The organism is Maricaulis sp. CAU 1757 (assembly GCF_054482675.1).
In genome coordinates, this window is the sequence record NZ_JBTLRI010000001.1 from 399,985 (window position 1) to 418,962 (window position 18,978).

The 18,978-nt window shown below is 63.3% G+C and carries 14 protein-coding genes; 4 read left to right on the forward strand and 10 right to left on the reverse strand.

Annotated features, from left to right (window positions below; all coding sequences use genetic code 11):
- Positions 1–2 precede the first annotated feature (2 nt).
- From ACXYMR_RS01885 to ACXYMR_RS01895, 3 genes are all read right to left on the reverse strand, one after another.
- The gene (locus tag ACXYMR_RS01885; protein ID WP_458941052.1) at positions 3–950 is read right to left on the reverse strand and encodes an Hsp33 family molecular chaperone; all 948 of its coding nucleotides are present in this window, start codon (positions 948–950) and stop codon (positions 3–5) included.
- A 2-nt stretch (positions 951–952) separates the two neighbouring features.
- Complete coding sequence (locus ACXYMR_RS01890) at positions 953–2,140, reverse strand: acetylornithine transaminase (protein ID WP_458941053.1); 1,188 nt, start codon at positions 2,138–2,140, stop codon at positions 953–955.
- 69 nt (positions 2,141–2,209) lie between these two features.
- Entirely contained in the window at positions 2,210–3,022 is an 813-nt protein-coding gene (locus ACXYMR_RS01895) for an ABC transporter permease (protein WP_458941054.1), read from the reverse strand.
- A gap of 204 nt (positions 3,023–3,226) precedes the next feature.
- Here ACXYMR_RS01895 and ACXYMR_RS01900 point away from each other — a divergent pair, with 204 nt between their 5' ends.
- Positions 3,227–3,757, forward strand: coding sequence for a GcrA family cell cycle regulator (locus tag ACXYMR_RS01900; RefSeq protein WP_458941055.1), 531 nt, complete (start codon positions 3,227–3,229; stop codon positions 3,755–3,757).
- A gap of 118 nt (positions 3,758–3,875) precedes the next feature.
- On the opposite strand, the gene ACXYMR_RS01905 is transcribed toward ACXYMR_RS01900, so the two are convergent.
- The 7 genes from ACXYMR_RS01905 to ACXYMR_RS01935 all read right to left on the reverse strand — a co-directional run bounded on the left by ACXYMR_RS01905 (position 3,876) and on the right by ACXYMR_RS01935 (position 12,749).
- Positions 3,876–5,408 (reverse strand): CHASE domain-containing protein, encoded by a 1,533-nt coding sequence (locus tag ACXYMR_RS01905; protein ID WP_458941056.1) that lies wholly within the window; start codon positions 5,406–5,408, stop codon positions 3,876–3,878.
- Positions 5,409–5,550: 142 nt separating this feature from the next.
- Positions 5,551–6,240 carry a phosphate regulon transcriptional regulator PhoB gene (gene phoB, locus ACXYMR_RS01910; RefSeq protein WP_458941057.1) on the reverse strand — a complete coding sequence of 230 codons (690 nt, stop codon included), beginning with the start codon at positions 6,238–6,240 and terminating at the stop codon, positions 5,551–5,553.
- Between the two features lie 20 nt (positions 6,241–6,260).
- Entirely contained in the window at positions 6,261–6,950 is a 690-nt protein-coding gene (phoU, locus tag ACXYMR_RS01915; RefSeq protein WP_458941058.1) for a phosphate signaling complex protein PhoU, read from the reverse strand.
- A gap of 22 nt (positions 6,951–6,972) precedes the next feature.
- Positions 6,973–7,785, reverse strand: a complete 813-nt coding sequence (gene pstB / locus ACXYMR_RS01920) for a phosphate ABC transporter ATP-binding protein PstB (RefSeq protein WP_458941059.1) — start codon at positions 7,783–7,785, stop codon at positions 6,973–6,975.
- Positions 7,786–7,789: 4 nt separating this feature from the next.
- The gene (gene pstA / locus ACXYMR_RS01925) at positions 7,790–9,532 is read right to left on the reverse strand and encodes a phosphate ABC transporter permease PstA (RefSeq protein ID WP_458941060.1); all 1,743 of its coding nucleotides are present in this window, start codon (positions 9,530–9,532) and stop codon (positions 7,790–7,792) included.
- A complete protein-coding gene (gene pstC / locus ACXYMR_RS01930) occupies positions 9,525–11,225 on the reverse strand; it encodes a phosphate ABC transporter permease subunit PstC (protein WP_458941061.1) in 1,701 nt (566 codons plus the stop codon). Before pstC ends, pstA begins: the two co-directional genes overlap by 8 nt.
- Before the next feature lie 114 nt (positions 11,226–11,339).
- Positions 11,340–12,749, reverse strand: a complete 1,410-nt coding sequence (locus ACXYMR_RS01935) for an ATP-binding protein (RefSeq protein WP_458941062.1) — start codon at positions 12,747–12,749, stop codon at positions 11,340–11,342.
- Between the two features lie 257 nt (positions 12,750–13,006).
- On the opposite strand from ACXYMR_RS01935, the gene ACXYMR_RS01940 reads away from it, so the two are divergent.
- The 3 genes from ACXYMR_RS01940 to ACXYMR_RS01950 are packed head-to-tail and all read left to right on the forward strand — an operon-like array spanning position 13,007 to position 18,948.
- Positions 13,007–14,410: an efflux transporter outer membrane subunit gene (locus ACXYMR_RS01940; RefSeq protein ID WP_458941063.1), complete on the forward strand. Its 1,404-nt coding sequence runs from the start codon at positions 13,007–13,009 to the stop codon at positions 14,408–14,410.
- On the forward strand, positions 14,410–15,705 hold the full coding sequence (locus tag ACXYMR_RS01945) for an efflux RND transporter periplasmic adaptor subunit (RefSeq protein ID WP_458941064.1): 1,296 nt from the start codon (positions 14,410–14,412) through the stop codon (positions 15,703–15,705). The genes ACXYMR_RS01940 and ACXYMR_RS01945 overlap by 1 nt, the downstream gene beginning before the upstream one ends.
- 27 nt (positions 15,706–15,732) lie before the next feature.
- The gene (locus tag ACXYMR_RS01950) at positions 15,733–18,948 is read left to right on the forward strand and encodes an efflux RND transporter permease subunit (protein ID WP_458941065.1); all 3,216 of its coding nucleotides are present in this window, start codon (positions 15,733–15,735) and stop codon (positions 18,946–18,948) included.
- The last annotated feature ends 30 nt before the right edge of the window (positions 18,949–18,978 follow it).

Genomic DNA, 18,978 nt, shown 5'->3' on the forward strand with positions numbered 1-18,978 from the left:
AACTATTGACCGGCTTGTCCGATCTCCTCGGGCGCGAAAGCCCAGTCCCGGTTGCAGTACTGGCAGGTCATGACGATGCGCCCGTCAGCCACCATTTCCGCCTGATCCTCTGGCGGGAAGTTGGCGATTACGGCCCGCAGGCGCTCGCGCTCGCACGTGCAGCGGTGCGGCACCGGACGGGGTTCCTGGAGACGCACACCGTCCTCGTTGAAGAGGCGGTAGAGCAGCGAACCCGCAGCCAGGTCGGGATCGAGGAGCTCTTCGTCACCAAGCGTCTCGAACAGGGCCCGGGCGTGGTCCCAGTCCTCTTCGGATGCCCCTCGCGTCTGGTCGCCGGCAACCTGCTGGAGCAGTGCCCCGCCGCCCCGCCAGGTGCGTGCCTCGCTGCCTTCCCAGATTTCACCGACCGCCAGTTTCAGGCGCGTGGGTGTCTGTTCGGATTGCTGGAAATAGGTTTCCGCCGCCGCCGCAAGAGACGGAGCGTCGAGGCTGACCACGCCCTGGTACTGGTCCTTGTCCGGTCCGTAATCCAGGGTCAGGGCAAATGATCCCTTGCCCAGCAGCAAACCGAGATGACCGGCGACATCTTCGGCCCCGGCCAGCGCCCCCTCAACGGCGTCCCTGTCAAAGCTGGCCATGGCCCGCACACCGCCCCCGGCCACGTATTCGGCGACCACGAAACGCACGGGTCCGTTGCCGTTGGCCTGGACAATCAGCCGCCCCTCGAACTTGAGGGCATCGCCGACCAGGGTCGCGATCATCGCCGCCTCGCCGACCATGCGCGCCAGGGGTGCGGGGTAGTCGTGCGGAGCGATGATCTTGTTGAGGGTCGAGCCGAGGCGAGTGATACGGCCGCGCACGGTGCGACCTTCGACCTGGAAGCCCGCGACGATATCGTCGCGGCTGCCCAGCGGATCGGACGGTTCGGCCGTTTCACTCACCTCGCTCATCGTCAGGCCGTCGCTTCCAGAGCCGTCAGGGAGGCGTCGAGGATCCCGACCGCTTCGCTCGCATCCTCCTTGGTAATCACCAGCGGCGGCGCCAGACGCGAAACATTGTCGCCCGCTGCGCCGACTAGGAGGTGACGCTCACGGGCGAGTCCTGCGAGTTTCTTCGGGTCAAAGGCCGGCTTCAGCTTCATGCCGACGAGCAGGCCCTTGCCGCGGATTTCCTCGATCTTGTCCGGATGGCGGTCCTTCAGGCCATGCAATTGCTGGGTCAGGAAGTTCGAAACCTCAACGACATGGTCCATGAAACCGTCCGCGGTCAGCTCGTCGAACACGACATTGCCAACAGCCATGGCCAGCGGTCCACCGCCATAGGTCGACCCGTGCGTTCCTACAACCATGCCAGCCGCTGCGGCTTCGGTCGCCAGGCAAGCGCCCATTGGGAAACCGCCGCCAATCCCCTTGGCCGACGCCATGATGTCCGGCTCGGCGCCCTCGGTCCATTGGTGGGCGAACAGCTTGCCGGTCCGGCCGGCACCGCACTGCACCTCATCATAGATCAGGAGGATGCCGTGCTCGTCGCACAGCTCACGCAGGCCGCGCAGGCACTGCTCCGGCAGGGCGCGGACGCCGCCTTCACCCTGCACCGGCTCGACACAGATAGCGGCTGTCTCGTCGCAGATGGCCGCGCGCAGCGCATCATGATCCCCGAACTCGACCTGGTCGAAGCCTTCCATGGCCGGGCCGAAGCCTTCCAGGTATTTCGGGTTGCCACCGGCATTGATCGCGCCATAGGTGCGACCGTGGAAGGCCCCGGTGAAGGTGATGATCCGGTAGCGCTGGGGATTGCCATTGTCATAGTGGTAGCGCCGCGCCGTCTTGAGCGCGCATTCCATCGCCTCGGCTCCGGAATTGGTGAAGAAGACCCGGTCTGCGAAGGTCGCGTCGGTCAGCTTCTTGGCCAGCTCGATACCCTTCGGCACCTTGAACATGTTGGACAGGTGCCACAGTTTACCGGCCTGCTCATTGAGCGCAGCCACGGCCTTGGGATGGGCATGCCCCAGGCAGTTGACCGCAATCCCGGAAATGAAATCGAGATAGCCGTCGCCGGACTCCGTGTAGAGGCGCACCCCCTTGCCGTGATCAAAGACGAGATCCGGCGGGCTATAGGTGTCCATCATCGGTGCAGGCATCGGCAATCCTCCAGCTGGTAGGGCCCGGGCTGCCCGGGCACAGGGTCGAATTCGTCTAGGACGACGCGTCTAGCTCTTCAAGCGCCAGCCTGCATGCAGGAGCAGATAAGCGGTGGCGCCCAGAAGCAGATTCAGCACCAGCACCAGCCCGACGCCGATGGCCAGAGACCCGTCCGCCGTGCCTGTAAAGCCATAGCGGAACCCGTCGATCATGTAGAAAAACGGGTTGAAATGACTGATTGTTGCGATCGGCTCGGGCAAATTGTTGACCGAGTAGAACGTGCCCGAAAGGAATGTGAGAGGGGTAATCACGAAAGTGGTGACAGCAGCCATGTGATCGAACTTCTCGGCCCAGAGCCCGCCGATTATCCCGATCATCGACAGCATTGCCGCCGCCGATACACCGAAATACACCACCGCCCACCAGTGTGCCGGGAAGAGGTCAACGAAAGGCAGCAAGGTCACGGCCGTCACCACAGCCACCAGGATGCCGCGCGTCATGCCGCCCCCCGTGAAGGCGAGGAACAGCTCCAGCGGCGACAGGGGCGGCATCAGGAAATCGACCGCATTGCCCTGCACCTTCGACACCAGGATCGAAGAGCCCGAATTGGCAAAGGCGTTATTCAGCAGCCCCATCAGGATCAGGCCCGGCGCCAGAAACTCGATGAACGGCACGCCGTTCACATCGCCTCTGCGCGCTCCGATGGCCACGGCGAACACGGTCATGTACAGCAGGGTCGTCGCCACGGGGGCGAGCACGGTCTGCATCAGGACCTTGAGGAATCGCCGGACTTCCTTCTTGTACAAAGTCCATAGGCCGAGCCAGTTGACGAAGCCGAACTGCCTGGGTGCGTTCTGAGTGGTTAAGTGTCCGTTACTCATTTCGTATTACCCTTAAGATCCCGGTAACCATCTGCGTTAACGATTGGGGGTGCAAGTAAGCTTTCCACAGGGAAGTTCACACCCCGATCTTGTGGCCCAGCACCGCGCTGCTACAATATCTTGTGTGATAAAACATGAATTGAGCAATGCGCGATAAGACCTCAACACATGGGGCGAGCGCATCCCAACCGGGAGACAAGTGCGATGGCTTGGACTGACGAACGCGTCGAAGAACTCAAGAAACTCTGGTCAGACGGCCTGAGCGCCAGTCAGATTGCCAAACAATTGGGTGGTGTGACCCGAAATGCCGTCATCGGCAAGGTCCATCGGCTCGGTCTTTCAGGTCGCGCCACACCGTCACGGCCGGCCCGGCGCACGGTCAAGCCGTCCCGCCCACGCACCACGGCCACGCCGGTCGCGAGCGCTCCCAGCGTGTCTCGTCAGGCTCCAGCAGCACCTGCGCCGTCCACACCGGCCCCCGTCGAGCCAGCCGTCCTGCCGTCCGGCGACCTGGCTACCGTGCTGACCCTTCGCGACAGCATGTGCAAATGGCCGATCGGTGACCCTGCCCAGGCCAGCTTCCGCTTCTGCGGTCACAAGACCGAAAGCGGCCAAGCCTACTGCCACGCCCATTCCGACATGGCCTACCAGCCGAGCCAGAAGCGCCGTCGCCGCACCTCCGACGCTGCCGCAGCCCTGGATTCCCTGGCCGCCACACGGCGCTACAACTTCTAGCGCCAGACAAGTGTAACCGGGCCCCTCACCCACTGGCCCGGCAGTAGAACGGCCGCTTCCCCGGAAGCGGCCGTTTTCTCTTCCAGGGCTTTCACCCTGGACCGGCACACTCACATTATCAGGTGTCGTCAGGTTCCCGGTAAGGGAAGTTGAGCCGAACAGTCAGCGTTCCGTTCTTTGCCGTGCGCGAGAAGCCGCCGCGAAGCTGGCCTTCCATCATGGTACGAGCCAGTCGCGTCCCGAAGCCTTCGCGCTGCAAATCCGCGTCCAGACTTATTCCGGTTTCCTCCCAGGTCAGTATGACCTGCCGGTTGCCAGTCGCGTCGGTGTCGGTCTGCCAGGTGATACGGATACCGCCATCCCGCGCCAAGGCACCGTACTTGGCCGAGTTGGTCATCAACTCATGAACCACAAGACCGATCGCTTGGGACTGGGAATCGTCCAGCATGACCGGTGTTCCGCCAACCTCGATCTGAAGGCTTTCACCGTCCTGGATCTGCTCGACCTCGGCCCGGACAAGTCGATCGAGGTTCCCTTCCCGCCCTCGCGTTTCCGTCAGTGAATCCTGGGCCACGGCCAGAGCCTGCAAGCGCCCCGTCAGGGCGACCATGAAACTGTCGACGTCGGTCGCGTGGCGTGCCGACATGCGCGCTACCGATAGGATACGTGCGATGACGTTCTTTAGCCGATGGTTCATTTCCCCCAGCAGCACATCTTTTTCGGACGCCCGCCGCGCGCGCTCTTCGGCCAAGCGGTTCGTCGCCTCGAACCGCGATTGCATGGCCTGCACGAGCCCCGCTGCGAGTAGCGCGAGCAATACGCCTGCCAGAAGCGCGACGAGAGAGGCGCCACGCCATATGCCGGAGCCTGCATAGCTGGGTTCAAGCAGAAGAACCCACTTGCGGCCAGCGACCTGAATTTCGTGCTCAGACGAGCGTGATCGCGAGCGGCCGGAATCAAACAGCTGGTTGTCCTCGCCAAGCTGATCGGAATAGACCGCCACCAGGCGTCCCTCATCAGCCCCCTCGAGTGCGGCTTCCAGCAAATCCCGCGCCCGAAAAGGCGCATAGACAAAGCCTTCGATCTCGGACGGGTTATCGAGCTGGTAGAGCGGCAGATAGATCAGAAATCCGGCCTGAACCTGCTCGTCGATTTCCTGCACCAATGTGACCCGGTCAGTGGCGGCAGGAAGGTTCGACGCCCAGGCCGCATCCATGGCTTCCCGTCGCACTGGCTCGGAATACATGTCATAGGCCAGCGCGGCCCGATTACGCTCGTCGTCAGGCTCCAGATAGACAATCGGGAAGCGGATCGCCTGGTCTGTCTCCGGCCACGGCCCGCGGTCAATGCCATAACGCTCGCGCACCAGCGAGCGCACCGGCTCGTCCGCCTCCGCGTCGATGGCCAGGGCAAAGCCCACACCCTGCATGCCCGGAACTCGTTCTTCCGCTTCAATGGCGTCCAGAAAAGCCAGTAATTCGTGCCGATCAACCCGCTCGGAGGCGGACATCAGCGCACGTACGGCATACAACACCTGCACCTGGCCTTCGATGCGCTTTTCGATGCGGGCCGCTGTCTCGCCAAGACGCGTACGCTCGACATTCGCCTCGGCCGTCTCGATGATCCAGGCCAGAATGGCGGCGAAGCCCAATACGCACAGTCCTGCTACGAGTGGCGCGATCAGCTTTATTTTCATGACCGGGTCCCCGAGGGCTTCAAGCGCAAACTATGGATCAGTCTGCATAACGATACCAGCCCATATCGCGCCAGCGTGTGACCACCGGAATCCGACTTCATCCACTGATGTCAAATGCATAGCCAGCGGATCGCACTGTCCGGATCGGGTCCTTGCGGTCCTTGGATTTGAGTGCCTTGCGCAGACGGCCGACATGCACATCAACCGTGCGCACCTCGACATAGACGTCAGCACCCCAGACAGCATCGAGCAGTTGCTCGCGCGAAAACACCCGACCGGGATGCTGCATCAGATAGTCTAGCAGGCGGAACTCGGTGGGTCCGAGGTGTATTTCCCGATCGCCGCGCCGAACCCGGTGGCCCACACGGTCGAGCACAATGTCGCCGGCCGTCATCACGTCTTCGGCGAGGCCGGGCCGGATGCGGCGCAGTACCGCGCGGATCCGGGCGAACAGCTCGCTCATCGAGAACGGCTTGACGATGTAGTCATCGGCCCCTGTGTCGAGGCCGCGGATCCGATCCGTCTCCTCTCCGCGAGCCGTCAGCATGATGATCGGCACGTTTGCGGTTTCCTGTCGGCTACGTAGCCGACGACACACCTCGATGCCGGACACTTTGGGCAACATCCAGTCGATCATCACCAGGTCCGGTGTAATTTCCTCGGCCTGGATCAACGCGTCCTCGCCGTCCCCCGCGACTGCCACCGAATAGCCCTCCTTCTCCAGATTGTACTGAAGCAGGGTAGCCAACGCGTCTTCATCCTCGACGATCAGAACATGGGGCTTCATCTGATTTCTCCGGGACTGCGTCAGGGCTTCGGACCGACGGCCTCCTTGATGGGACCGGCGGTGACCATGAAGTGAACGGCTTCCGCAATATTGGTGGCGTGGTCGCCAATCCGTTCCAGGTTCTTGGCCACAAAGAGGATGTGCACGCCGGGGCCGACCAGGCTGCTGTCCTTCGTCATGCTCAGGAGCATTTCGCGCACCAGCGTGTTGTACCGGTCATCGACTTCATCATCACTCTGCCAGACCCGCACCGCCGGCTCGACATCTGCCGATGACAGGGCGTCGAGGACACGCCGCAATTGCTGGGTCACGACATTGCCCAGCTTCTCGATCTGCTGGGTCAGCTCTACAGGCTGGAACTCCGCGAGGTCACCGGCGCGATAGGCAATGTTCTTGGCCAGATCTCCGATGCGCTCGAGGTCCGTGGCGATCTTGATGGCGGAAACCGTCATGCGCAGGTCGGTGGCCAGCGGCTGGCGCAACGCGAACAGCCGCAGCACCCGCTTCTCGACATCGACCTGCAAAGCGTTGACCTGGCGCTCGCGGGCGCGCACGTCATCGGCGACGCTGGCGTCCCGGCGGACGACTGCGGTGACTGCTGTTTCCAGCTGGGTTTCAACCAAACCACCCATGCGGGCGATGTCGTCAGCCAGTTGGTCAAGCTCTTCGCCGTAGGCGGTGACAATATGAGCAGTTCTGGAAAGCGCCATGGGGCCTCCTCGAGATCCGGCGTCAGCCGAACCGTCCAGTGATGTAATCCTGCGTCCGCGTGTCCTGCGGATTGGTGAAAATGTCTTCCGTCGTCCCGAACTCGACCAGCGAGCCCATATGGAAGAAGGCGGTCTGCTGCGATACCCGGGCGGCCTGCTGCATCGAGTGGGTAACGATGATGATGCAGTAATTCTCGCGCAGTTCGTCGATCAGTTCCTCGATGCGCGCCGTGGCGATCGGGTCGAGCGCCGAGCACGGTTCGTCCATCAGGATCACTTCCGGATTGACGGCGATGGCGCGGGCAATGACCAGGCGCTGCTGCTGGCCGCCCGAGAGGCCGGTTCCGGGATGGGTCAGCCGGTCGGACACCTCGTCCCAGAGACCCGCCTTGCGCAGCGAATTCTCGACTATGCTGTCGAGCTCTTCGCGGGTTGCTGCAAGACCGTGGATCCGCGGTCCGTAGGCGACATTGTCATAGATCGACTTGGGAAACGGGTTGGGCTTCTGGAAAACCATGCCGACGCTGGCTCGCAACACCACGGGATCGATGGATTTGTCGTTGATTTCCTGTCCGTCCATCTGGATCGAGCCGGTCACCACAGCTCCGTCGATGGTGTCGTTCATGCGGTTCAGGCAACGCAGGAAGGACGACTTGCCACAGCCCGAAGGCCCGATGAAGGCAGTCACGCTTCGATCGGGAATATCCAGTGAGACATGGCTCAGGGCCAGCTTGCCGCTATAGCTCACATTGACGTCACGGACCGTGACCTTGATCGGGTCCGAGGTCGGCAGTTCGCCTTCACCGGCTGGCTGGGAGATCGACTGATCGCTCATGACATTACCATCTACGTTCGAAGCGGCGGCGCAGATAAATCGCCAGGCTGTTGAAGCTCAGCATAAGCGCCAGAAGAACCAGGATCGCGGCGGCGGTGCGGGCCTCGAATGCCCGTTCCGCCCCGTCCGACCACAAGAAGATCTGAACCGGCATGACAGTTGCCGGTTCGGTGAAGCCCGACAGACCCAGGCTGGGTGCGTCGGCAATGAACGCCACCATGCCGATCATCAGCAGCGGCGCGGTCTCACCCAGCGCCTGGGCGAGGCCAATGATCGACCCGGTCAGCACTCCCGGCGCGGCCAGCGGCAGCACGTGGTGGAACACGGTCTGGGTTTTCGAGGCCCCAACCGCCAGCGCTGCCTGGCGCACCGATTGCGGCACAGCCTTGAGAGCGGCGCGCGTGGCGATGATCACGGTCGGTAGGGTCATCAGCGACAACACCAGGCCACCAACCAGCGGAGCCGAGCGCGGCAGCCCGAAGGCGTTGATGAAAACGGCCAGACCGAGCAGGCCAAAGACGATAGACGGCACCGCGGCCAGATTGTTGATATTGACCTCGATGAGCGCGGTGAACCGGTTCTTCGGAGCATATTCCTCGAGGTATAGCGCGGTGAACACGCCGATCGGTACCGAGATCAGCAAGGTGACGATCATGGTCAGGATGGAGCCGTAAAGCGCCCCCTTGACCCCCGCCAGTTCCGGCTCGCGGCTGTCGGCATTGGAGAACAGATAGGTATTGAAACTGGTCTCGATGACGCCACGCCGGGCCAGATCCCGGGTCCAGGCAATGACCTGGTCATCGACCCGGCGTCGAGCCGCAGGGGTTTCGATGACATAGATGTCCCAGTCCCCGACTTGGCTGATGGCCTCGTCATTGAGCAAGCGCTCGCCGCGTCCGCCCTGGCCGTCCACGGCCAGCGCAGTCATGCGCACACTGTGACCGGCTGTTTCCACAAGCACGCTGGGAAGGTCGTCATCGAGCGGGATCAATCCGTCCTCGGCTGCCAGCAGCGCCTGACGGGCATCGGCCTGAGCGACCAGCCTGGCCGCTCGGGCCTCAGCCTCGGCGGCATCATCGCCGCTGAGCAGCGCTGCCTGCTCGGCAAACTGCGCCGCCTGCGCGCGAAGCGCGGCGACTTCCGCCGCGATGACCTCACGCATGCTCGCCACCAGGCCTGCGAAATCCGCTTCGGTCGACTGCACCATCACTCCGTCACCGACGGTATCCAGCGACAAAAGACCATCCGGTCGCATTATACGGTCCTCGACCAGCCGCCCTTTAAGGTACAAGTCGAGGTCGTCTGCCAAGGGCATGCGGAAATTGTATTGCGAGCCCACCAGCCCGGGGCGTTCCAGCACCTCATCCATCAGACGCGGCGCGTTAAGCGGCGTGTAAAGTCCAAACAGGGCCCGCAGCTCACGGCGGTCATCTACCGAGGGAAACAGATCACGCATGCCAGTCTGCAGCACCCGGGAATAGCTGCCGCGGCGCAGCGATTCTTCGCTCCGATCACCAGCGGGATCCACAATGCCTTCTTCCAGCTCGACGGGCAGCACGATTTCCTTCGTGGTCAGGGCCGGAATACCTTGGGCGACGATCGAGCCGAGCAGCACGATGAGGATAATGATGGCGGTCGCCACGGCCGCAAACCCGGCCGTGCGGAAACGCCATTCCGACCGGTAACGGTGCGCCAGGCGCCGCTCGACCAGCTCTCGAACGCTGGGTGTTTCAGGGCGATCAGTCATACTTTTCCCGGTATCTCTGGACCACGCGCTGGGCGATGATGTTCATGATCAGGGTCATGCAGAACAGCACCAAGCCGAGGGCGAAGGCAGACAGCGTTTTGGGACTGTCGAATTCCTGGTCACCGGTCAGCAGCATGACGATCTGCACCGTGATCGTGGTCACCGACTCCAGCGGATTGGCTGTCAGATTGGCCCCTTGCCCGGCCGCCATGACCACGATCATCGTTTCGCCGACGGCCCGGCTGATGCCAAGCAGGATGGCGCCGACCACGCCCGGCAGAGCGGCGGGCATGACAACTTGGGTGATGGTTTCCGACTTCGTTGCTCCCATTGCATATGAGCCGTCACGCAGCGTCTGGGGCACCGCATTGATCACGTCATCGCTGAGCGAAGAAATGAAGGGGATGATCATGATCCCCATGACCAAACCGGCCGACAGCGCGCTCTGGGTCACAACGTCGTCGTAGCCGAGGGCCGAGAATAGGCCGCGAATGGCCGGCCCAACGGTCAGGAGGGCGAAGAAGCCGTAAACCACAGTGGGGATACCGGCCAGAATCTCCAGCAAGGGCTTGGCGGTAGCCCGGAAACGCGGCCCGGCGTATTCCGACAGATAGATGGCTGCAAACAGGCCGATCGGTACCGCCACCACCATCGCAATGAGTGTAATCAGGGCTGTGCCGGCAAACAGGGGCACGGCCCCGAAGGCCCCCGATTGGCCGACCTGATCGGCGCGCAAGGCAATCTGCGGCGACCATTGCAGCCCGAACAGGAATTCGAAAATCGGCACTTCGGCAAAAAAGCGCAGACTCTCGAACAACAGCGACAGCACGATTCCCAGCGTGGTCAGGATGGCGATTACTGACGAAATCAGCAGCAGGATCTTGACCAGCCCCTCGACATGATTGCGGGCACGGAAGTCGCGCTCGATCTGTCCGCGCGTCCGTGTCAGGCCGGCGAGCGCCAGGATCAGCGCCATGCCCGCTGCCATCCAGCGCAGCTGGACGCGATGGTGGGCGATTACTTCAGCAGTAATGCGCAGCGCAGCCGAGGTCCGGCTCGGCGTCTCCCCTGACGCGATCTGCGACGCATCGGAAAGGAAGAGCTGGCGCTGCTCGCGCGGCGCCTGCATCAGCTCGAAACCGGCCTGTGCCTTGACGCTGGCGCCTTCGGCGCGGGCGGTCTCGGCAATTGCTGTAACAAGCTCGGTCCGGCGCTCGCGCACAGTCTCCTCGCTGGCAGCGATGCGGTTGATCAGGTCCAGCTGTTCGGCCCGCAGGTCGGACAAACGCTCCGGGTCGCGCGCCTCGCCTTCAGCCGCTCGCAATTCGCGAACGGCGGCCTCGATCTCGCTACTGCGCGTGCGCAGGGCCTGGGTCTGTTCGATATTGCGCGCCAGCAGGCCGTCATCGCCGGCGGTCCGGTCCAGCTCCTCGACCAGTGGCGCAGCGGCGCGCCGCAGCTCGGCGTAGGTGAGATGCTCGACCACCTGGCCGCTGAACACCCCGTGCATGAGCAGCACCAGGAAGGCCGGGAGGCCGGTCCAAATCGCAACGTGGTAGCCATGATAATTGGGCAGAGAGTGCAGACGCACACGCTCGCCTTCGGCCAGCCGCACCGCCCGCGATCGACCGATGTAGAAGCCACTAGCCAACATGACCAGCACCAGCAGAGCAACGATGGCGAGAATGGACATGCGGCTCAGCCCTTCGAGCGATCGGGAATTCCACGGACCCCGCCTGAGCAGGCCCGGCTTGCCCGCCCCCTTTATGACAGGCTCGCTACGGTTTTGTGACAGCGGCCGGGATTATCAGGTCACGGCCGGTGCATCGCCACTTTCGACTGCCTGTCGCCCCGCCTGGGCCATAGGCAAAAACACTGAAAATACAGAACCCTGCCCCGGCAGACTTTCCACCAGAAGGCCGCCGCGGTGACGGTTCACGATATGCTTCACGATGGCCAGCCCCAGCCCAGTGCCCTCCTTTGGACCACTCTTCTGGCCATCAACGCGGAAGAATCGTTCCGACAGGCGGGGCAGGTCGCGCCGCTCGATACCACGGCCGTGATCCTTGACCCAGAGCAGGGCGAAGTTTTCGCCGCCCTCTGTTGCCGGCATCGCCAGGGTCAGACGCGCCGCACCGTCGTCAAGGCGGCTCTTCGGACGCTCGACCGCTGACCGCGTGAGGCCGGTCTCTAGGCCAATCGTGATGGTAGCGTCGGCGCTGGAGTACTTGATGGCGTTTTCGAGCAGGTTGAGGATCACCTCGGTCAGCTGATCCCGGTCGCCACGGACACAGGCGTTGCCAGGGAGGTCGGTCTCGATCGTCACGGATCGGTCGCCGGCCAGCGGATGCATCAAATCGACCGCGTCCCGCACCATTTGCACCAGATCGGTGGTTTGGCTCGGCGGGACGTGTTCGTTCAGCTCGACCCGAGACAGAGACAACAGGTCATCGATCAGGCGTCGCATGCGCTCCGTCTGGTCGAACATGATGTCTAGGAAACGCTCTCGCGCAACCGTGTCGTCCTTGGCATGACCCCGCAGGGTCTCGATAAAGCCGGCCAGCGAAGCGAGCGGTGTGCGCAATTCATGGCTGGCATTGGCGAGGAAATCCGCCCGCATCCGGTCAACGCGCTTGACCGAGGTTTCATCAAAGAGGACCAACATCGCCTCATTGTGGTGCCCGGGCCCCTCACTCGCCTGATCAAGCGGCGCAACAAACGCCCGGACATAGCTCTCGAACGGAATCGTGACTTCGTACTCGACTGTTTCGGCCTTGCCGCCTCTGAGAGCGCGTCCGACCGCATCGAGCACTTCCGGTTGCCGCAGTACGGCCGACAAATGCCCGCTCGCCTCAGCCAGGCCGAGAAATTCCCGGGCCTCCGGATTGGCAAATTCGATACGGCCCGACTGACCGATCAGCAGGATCGGCACCGGTAGGCTTTCCAGCATCCGGTCGTGCGGATCCACCGCCGACGCGGTGGTAGTGGCCGACACCGAACGCGCTGCCGAGCCGGGCCGCAGCGTCGTGCTGACGGTCAGATAGTACAGCGTGGACAGCGCGCTAATCGTGGCTATGGCAACCAGGGTGGGCAAGAAGGCGAGTTCGCCGAAGATCCAGAAAAACAGCACCACCAGACAGCCGAGCACGGCCACCGCCGCCGTGTCTCGTCTACGGATGCGGATCGTTGAATGCGCCTGCAGGGGATTCCGGTCCAAGATAGACGCCTCGCTTTGTTGTCATCTGTCGCGACTAACAAAACCGTAAGTGCCCGAAGGAGCAAGGGGGCAGTATTGCAGGGCCCGGGGCTGCGCCGACCAGACCCGGAAGGCAATGGGCTTATGCCATCTCGAAAATCGAGAGAGTTTTCATGGCATTCGCTATCGATTTAGTGTTTTTCGATAAAAATCTGTTGACTTTCGCTATGCCGGCCATAGGATGCCCATTCGACGGGAAGACTGTGCGGGGACAAGACGTGCACAAACGCTTATTGGTAATTGCGACGGCGCTGACGACCACGGCTTGCGCCAGTGTCCAGCCCGGCGTCGGGCCCGACAGCCTGCCGGCCGTGCCGGTCGACTGGGCCACGGATGTCGGTCAGGACACCACGTCGCCGTCGGACATCTGGATCGCCGCACTCGGTGATCCGGCACTCGACGGGCTGGTGGCCGAGGCCTTTGCCGCCAATCCAAGCTTGGCCCAGGCCTTGGCTCGCCTGGAAGTGGCACAGGCCTCTGCCCGCATCGCCGGTGCCGACCGCCTGCCCTCCCTCAACAGCAGCGCCGGCTATACCCGCACGGAGCGTCAAACAGGTCCCGGCAGCGATGCGTTTTCGCTTGGCCTGTCGGCGTCCTGGGAAGCTGATATCTGGGGACGCGTCGCTGATGGCGCGCTGGCCGGCCGGCTTGGTGCGGATGCCGCCGTTGCCGATGTTCGTGCCACCCGCTTGTCGATCGCAGGTCTGGTAGCCAAAGGCTGGTTCGCCCTCACCGAAGCACAGCTGCAGACGGAGCTGGCCGAACGTGATGTCGCGACCCGACGCCAGTCGCTCGATCTCACCGAGCGTCGCTTCGCCCGCGGTCTGGTGCGCAGCTCGGATGTTCGCACAGCGCGCAGCGCCTTGGCTTCTTCGGAGGCGTCCCTGGCGACGCGCATCAGCATCGAGGCCGCCGCCACTCGCAGTGTCGAAATCCTCCTAGGACGGTATCCCTCCGCCAGCCTGGTACCCGCCGCCGACTTCCCGGTTTTCGGGCCGGTCGGCGGTGTCGGTACGCCGGCAGACCTGCTCACCCGCCGCCCGGACATCCAGGCTGCCGAGCGTCGCCTTGAGGCCGCCGGCCTCCAAGCCTCGGTGGCTCGCAAGGCACTGTACCCCAGCCTGTCACTCAGCGGCTCAAGCGGGACCGGCGGCACCGACATCGAAGAACTGTTCGACATCGACGGTCTGGTCTCCAGTTTGACCGCCTCGCTGGTCGGGCCCATCTTCAACGGAGGGGCCCTGCGCGCCCGCCGGGATCAGGCCGAGGCTCAGGCCGAGCTGCAGGTCGCAGCTTACGTCTCGACCGTGCTCAATGCCTGGCAAGAAGCGGAAAACGCCCTGCTGTCCGACGCGCTGCTCGCCCAGCGCGTGGACAATCTTCAACAGGCGTTCCGCGAGGCCGCCGAGGCTGAAGAACTTGTGGTTCGCCAGTATGCCAGCGGCGTTGCCACCATTTTCGAATTGCTGACCGCCCAGAGCCGTCGGATCAGCGCTGAAAGCCAGTACATCTCGGCGCGCCGCGACCGCGCGGCCAATCGCGTCGACCTCTATCTCGCCACCGCCGGCGATGTCTCCGTGGCGCCGCCCGCAGACCCGGCCGCACTGACAGGAGAGCAATAATGGGCAAGTTTCTGGGACGTTTCCTGATCATCGGCATCGTGGCTTTGGTCGCCCTCCCGGTAATCGTCATGCTGTTCGTGACCCAGCCGGAACCCGAGCGCGCCAATGCCGCGCCCAGGCCCGTAGCGGTATTCGTCGAGCCTGTGGAGGTCGACACCGTTTCGCTCACCGTCAACAGCCAGGGCGAAGCCCGGCCTCGCACCCAGATCAACCTGGTGCCGCAGGTCGCGGGACGCATCACCTTCGTCAATCCCGACTTCATCGAGGGTGGATTCTTCGAGGCCGGCGAAACCCTGATCCAGATCGAAGACGCCGATTACCGCCTCGCCGTGACCCGCGCCGCCGCTCAGGTCGCGCAGGCCGAACAGAACCTTGCTCGCGAGCAGGCCGAATCCGACCTCGCATCCAGCGAATGGGAGCAACTCGGCACGGGTGAAGCGTCGGCCCTGACATTGCGCGAGCCGCAACTGGCCGAGGCCCGCGCCCAGCTCGCGGCAGCCCAGGCCAGTCTGCAATCGGCCCGCCTTGACCTGCAGCGCACGCGGATTTCCGCGCCGTTTGACGGTCGCGTCCGCAGCAAGAATGCCGATCTCGGCCAGTATGTCGCGCCCGGTGCCAATCTCGGCGAAGTCTTCTCGACCGATACCATCTTGGTCCGATTGCCCCTGACCGACCATCAGCTTGGCCTGCTTGGCATCCCGGTGGCTTACGACGCCACGGCAGCCGGTGAGGGCCTGCCGGTGACACTGACCGCGACGCTGGCGGGCCAGCCCCGGACCTGGCAGGGCCGCATCACCCGCACCGATAGCGCCATCGATCCGCAGACCCGCGTGCTCTACGCCATCGTCGAGGTCGAAGATCCCTACGGCGCCGCCGCCGAAGGTGGCAGCCCGCTCGCCGTCGGCCTGTTCGTCAATGCCAGCGTGCAGGGGCGTGAAGTCCAGAACGCATACATCCTGCCCCGCTCCGCATTGCGCGGCGAGAACCAGGTCTACGTGGCCGAGGAAGGTGGAACACTGTCGATCCATACCGTCGACGTGATCACCTCAAATCCGGATCGCGTTGTTGTGCGTAACGGGCTTCAAGGTAGCGAAATGGTCGTTGTTTCGCCGATCCGCGGTGCCAGCGACGGGATGCGTATCCAGACCTATGACAATGCTGGTGAACTGTTGAGCGCCTATTCGGCGGACCTGGACACCGGGAGCCCGGACGAAGACGAGGACAATGACGAGGCAGGCCTGGCGGAAACCGACACCGGCGAAGCCAGCACGGAGGCAGTGGCCAGCGCCGGCTAAACCCGGCAGCCATGCGAGGAGACCCAGATGACCGATCCGAACAAGACCCACGCCGACGTCAAGGGCGGCATCATTGGCTGGTGGGCCCGCAACTCCGTCGCCGCCAACCTCCTTATGATCGTCGCCGTTCTGGGTGGGATCATCGGCTATGTCAGCCTCAATCGTGAAGTGTTCCCCACCGCCTCCTTCAATGGCGCAACCGTCTCGGTCGCCTGGCCCGGCGCCTCGCCCCAGGAGATCGAGGAACAGATCATCGTCCGCATCGAGGAAGCCCTCGCCGACATGGACGGTATCGAGACCATCACATCGACAGCCCGCGAGGGGAATGGCTTCGTCAATATCGAGGGCAAGCGCAATGTCGATGTCGGGGAATTCATCGACAACGTGAAACTGGAAGTCGACTCGGTCAGCAATCTGCCCCAGTCCGCCTTCCGCCCGATTGTCAGCCAATGGCGAAATTCCGACCAGGTTGTCGGCTTTGCCATCCACGGCAATGTCGACCGGCGCGACCTGCAAGACATGGCCCGGGAAGTGCGTGACGAGGTGGCCCAGCTGCCCGGCGCCTCGATCGTCAATCTGTGGGCGCGGCGCGGCGAAGAAGTCTCCATCGAGGTGTCGGAGGACAGTCTGCGCCGCTATGGCCTGACCTTTGACGAGATCGTCCGCGCCGTCCGCTCTTCCTCGCTCAACGCTTCGGCCGGCAGTGTACGCACCGAACTTGGCGATCTCGCGCTGACCTCGCGGCAGCTCGCCGATTCCGCCGCCGAGTTTGAAAACATCATCATCCGCCAGACCTCCGACGGCGGCACGCTGCGCGTCAACGACGTTGCCCAGGTCACTGACGGCTTCAGCGATTTCAACCTGGAAGCCACCTATAACAGCGAGCCCATGGTCCTCGTTGTGGTCGAGACTTCGCCCAACATGGACGTCGTCAATACCTCCGCGGCCGTGCGCGAGTACATCGAGGAAAAACGCGCCGAACTGCCGGACGGGGTGAGCCTGTCGCTGTGGTGGGACAATTCGGAGATGTACACGGCGCGCATGGAGACGATCTCCAAGTCGGCGCTGGTCGGCGGCATCCTGGTCCTGATCGTGCTCTTCCTGTTCCTGCGCCCGGCCGTCGCCTTCTGGGTGACCATCGGCATCTTTATCGCCTTCGGCGGCGCCTTCCTGGTCCTGCCGATGCTGGGCGTCACCCTGAACATGCTGTCGCTGTTCGCATTCCTCCTGGTCATCGGCATCGTGGTCGACGATGCGATTGTGGTCGGAGAAAACATCTATGACAGGGTGGAACGAGGCGAACCCGGCATTACCGCTTCGATCATCGGCACCCAGATGGTGGCCAAGCCGGTCATCTTTGCGGTGATCACCACCATCATGATGTTCTCGCCGTGGATGCTGCTGAGCGGACCGGAAGTCCAGTTCACGCGCCAGATATCACTGGTCGTGATCGCCGCCCTCAGCTTCTCGCTGATCGAATCCCTGCTCATCCTGCCGGCCCACCTGTCACACCTGAAGCCGCAGAGCACGACAGGCATGTTCGGCCCGCTGATTAAAATTCAGCGCGCCATTGCCCAGACGCTGGTTGCCTTTGCTCGCAACGTCTACCGGCCCGTGGCCAAGTTCGCTATCCGCAATCGCTATGCGACGGTGCTCGGCTTTGTGATGATCTTCGTCATCTCGCTGTCGCTGATGATGACCAACCGCGTCGGTTCGGTGTTCATGCCGCAGATCGAGAACGAGACCATCCAGGTCAATATCCAGCTTGCCGAGGGCACACCCTGGGGGCGCACCGAACGCGTCCGCCAGCAGCTCGACTCCGCCCAGGACCAGGCCTTGCGCCACTACCGGGAGGAGTACCCTGGTGAGGTGGACATGATCGAAAGCCGCTCGACGCTGGCTACCGATGGCCGCATCCGGGCCTGGATCACGCTCGCCGACCCGGAAGACCGTCCGGGCAATCTGCCGACAGCTGAGGTTGCCCAGGTCATCCGCGACTATCTCGGACCGATCCCTGACGCCGAGGAAATTCGCCTCGATTCGACGATCAATGACGGTGGCAATTCGATGACTTTCGCCCTGTCGCACCAGGACCTCGATGTCCTGCGCGCCGCGTCGGAGGACCTCAAGACCCAGCTGCGCAGCTATGACACGCTGTACGACGTGGTCGACAGCCTGCAGACCTCGACCGAGGAGTTGCAGTTCACCCTGCGCCCGGACGCCCAGGCACTCGGTCTGACCCTCCAGGACGTCACGCGCCAGGTCCGCCAGGCTTTCTACGGTGAGGAGGCACAGCGCCTGCCACGCAACGGCCAGGACGTCCGCGTCATGGTGCGCATGGATACAGAGGCGCGTCGCTCGCTCGACACACTCACCGACCTGCGCATCCGCACCGCAGACGGTCGTGAAGTCCCGCTCGCGGCGGTGGCCGAAGCCGACTTCGCTCCGGGCCTCAACCGCATCAACCGCCGCAACGGCATGCGCACGGTGACGGTCCGGGCCGAACTGTCCGACCCGTCGGCCCGTGGCGACATCAATCAGAGTCTTGAGGAAGACTTCTTCCCCAGCTTCGACGCCCGCTTCCCCGGCCTGTCGCGCGACGAGATCGGCCAAGCCGAGGGCGAGCGTGAATTCATGCAGGAAGTCTTGGTGCTGTTGGCCTTCGCGCTGGGCTCGATGTATCTGCTTCTGGCCGTCGCCTTCCGCTCCTATTTCCAGCCCCTCGCCATCATGGTGGCTATCCCGTTCGCCCTGACCGGCGCGATCTTCGGCCACCTCCTGTTCGACATGCCGATTGCCCTGTTCTCCTATTTCGGGGTCGGCGCGGCTGCCGGCGTGGTGATCAACGACAATCTGGTGCTGATCGACTTCATCAACCGGCTGCGGGCCAATGGCGTTGGAGCCTTCCAGGCCCTCGTCGACGCTGGTGTGCAACGCTTCAGGCCGATCCTGCTCACCTCGGTTACCACCTTCCTCGGCATCTTCCCGATGATGTCGGAACGGTCGACCCAGGCGGAATTCCTCAAGCCGATGGTCGTGGCACTAGGATTTGCGGTGATCTTCGCCCTCTTCCTCACCCTGATCATGGTCCCGGCCATGTATGCCATCGGCGTCGATATTGCTCGACTGTCGCGGCGCCTGTGGACGGGTGAGAAGCAGAAGCCGTTCGGCGAGGAATACTCCGACACCGACTTCGCGCATGGCGAACGCCCCGGCCATCTGGGCGAAACGCTGGCCGAATAGCCAAGTGACCCCCCGCACTGTATTCAGTGC

Bases quoted from the DNA above. Each gene is read 5' to 3' on its own strand.
- ACXYMR_RS01885 (WP_458941052.1), bottom strand. From the start codon at position 950: ATGAGCGAGGTGAGTGAAACGGCCGAACCGTCCGATCCGCTGGGCAGC.
- ACXYMR_RS01890 (WP_458941053.1), bottom strand. From the start codon at position 2,140: ATGCCTGCACCGATGATGGACACCTATAGCCCGCCGGATCTCGTCTTT.
- ACXYMR_RS01895 (WP_458941054.1), bottom strand. From the start codon at position 3,022: ATGAGTAACGGACACTTAACCACTCAGAACGCACCCAGGCAGTTCGGC.
- ACXYMR_RS01900 (WP_458941055.1), top strand. From the start codon at position 3,227: ATGGCTTGGACTGACGAACGCGTCGAAGAACTCAAGAAACTCTGGTCA.
- phoB (WP_458941057.1), bottom strand. From the start codon at position 6,240: ATGAAGCCCCATGTTCTGATCGTCGAGGATGAAGACGCGTTGGCTACC.
- phoU (WP_458941058.1), bottom strand. From the start codon at position 6,950: ATGGCGCTTTCCAGAACTGCTCATATTGTCACCGCCTACGGCGAAGAG.
- pstB (WP_458941059.1), bottom strand. From the start codon at position 7,785: ATGAGCGATCAGTCGATCTCCCAGCCAGCCGGTGAAGGCGAACTGCCG.
- pstA (WP_458941060.1), bottom strand. From the start codon at position 9,532: ATGACTGATCGCCCTGAAACACCCAGCGTTCGAGAGCTGGTCGAGCGG.
- pstC (WP_458941061.1), bottom strand. From the start codon at position 11,225: ATGTCCATTCTCGCCATCGTTGCTCTGCTGGTGCTGGTCATGTTGGCT.
- ACXYMR_RS01945 (WP_458941064.1), top strand. From the start codon at position 14,410: ATGGGCAAGTTTCTGGGACGTTTCCTGATCATCGGCATCGTGGCTTTG.
- ACXYMR_RS01950 (WP_458941065.1), top strand. From the start codon at position 15,733: ATGACCGATCCGAACAAGACCCACGCCGACGTCAAGGGCGGCATCATT.